Raw genomic sequence first — 1,379 nt, forward strand, 5'->3', positions numbered from 1 at the left:
CGGACATTACTTATATGGTCGCCTCCCATTTGCAAGGTGATTGTTCGTAGCGAGAAGGGTGGTTGCGGACTTATATTCGGACTCGATCGCGGGCATGCCCGCCGGCCCCGATGGATTTCGCCGCAAAGGTCCTAATCTAAATAGCGGACTCGAAGTCCGAGTAATGTCTCAGGCTTGCCTTCGCGCGGTCCAACCTGTCTTGCCATCGTTCAATACACCTGTGCAACCGTGGATGGGTTACTGATTTTGAAGCGTGATTACCGCGACGGCGCTGCTTCATACGTTCGGCCGTACGCAAGGAGCGCCCAGATCGTTCGCGCCATCTTGTTGGCCAGCGCGACTGCGACTACGTTCGTGGGACGTCGCGTGAGCATGGCACGCATTCGTTCCGGCAGATGCTTCGAGGCCGAGATGACGGACCGGGCGCCGTGGATCAGCAGCGTGCGTAAATACACATCGCCACGTTTGCTGATGCCGCCGAGCTTGACCTTGCCGCCAGAACCATTCTGTCGTGGCACCAGGCCCAGATAGGCGGCAAACTCTCGCCCCGAGCGGAACGTCTTTGCCTGTCCGATTACGGACACTGCTGCGGTCGCGGTGAGCACACCGACACCGGGAATTTCCGAGATCCGTTTGCATGCGTCATCGTTGCGGCGCCATTCGAGAATGCGCTGTTCGATTCGTGCGATCTGCTCGTCAAGTGCCCGAAGTCGTGAGAGTTGGTCTTGCATGCTGTCTGTCAGCATGGCGGGCAACTGGTCGGCCAGAGACGCCAACGCGCCTTTGGCTGCTTCGATAGATGGCCGTCGACCTTGCGGCAGGACAACGCCAAATTCGTAGAGCAATCCGCGCAGCTGGTTGATCTGCATGACGCGAATTCGCACCAGTTGCTGGCGTATGCGGTGCAGCGCGAGCATCGCCTGTTGATCCTCCGTCTTGACGGCCACGAAGCGCATGCCGGGACGCTGGGCAGCTTCCCAGATCGCTGCGGCATCAGCTGCATCATTCTTGTTTGACTTCACGAACGGCCGCACGAACTGGGCTGCGATGAGCCGCACGTCATGACCAAGCCGCGCCAGCACTCGGGCCCAGTGATGGGCGCTGCTGCACGCTTCCATGACGACACGGCTCGCCGGGCGGTTGGCGAAGAACGGCACAAGCTGGGCTCGCTTGAGTACCTTGCTGTGAATCGCACCAGTCGCGGGGTCAACGAAGTGAATCTGGAAAACGCGCTTGGCCAGGTCGATGGCAATGGTCGTGGGTTCCATCTGGTTCTCCTTGACGGCAGGACTGCCGAACCCGCAATGTGACACGTTCCGGAGCGCGAGGCCGCGGCACCGGGCGGACCGTTAAGGCGGGAGGCGACCATTCCATCTAAA

At 60.2% G+C, this 1,379-nt stretch carries 1 protein-coding gene; it reads right to left on the reverse strand.

Annotation, left to right across the window (positions count from 1 at the left end):
* Positions 1-257 precede the first annotated feature (257 nt).
* Entirely contained in the window at positions 258-1,268 is a 1,011-nt protein-coding gene (locus FQ705_RS15400) for an IS110 family transposase (RefSeq protein ID WP_144142537.1), read from the reverse strand.
* Positions 1,269-1,379 lie beyond the last annotated feature (111 nt).

The sequence above is a fragment of the Paraburkholderia sp. BCC1884 genome (assembly GCF_900996225.1).
Taxonomy (GTDB): Bacteria; Pseudomonadota; Gammaproteobacteria; order Burkholderiales; family Burkholderiaceae; genus Paraburkholderia.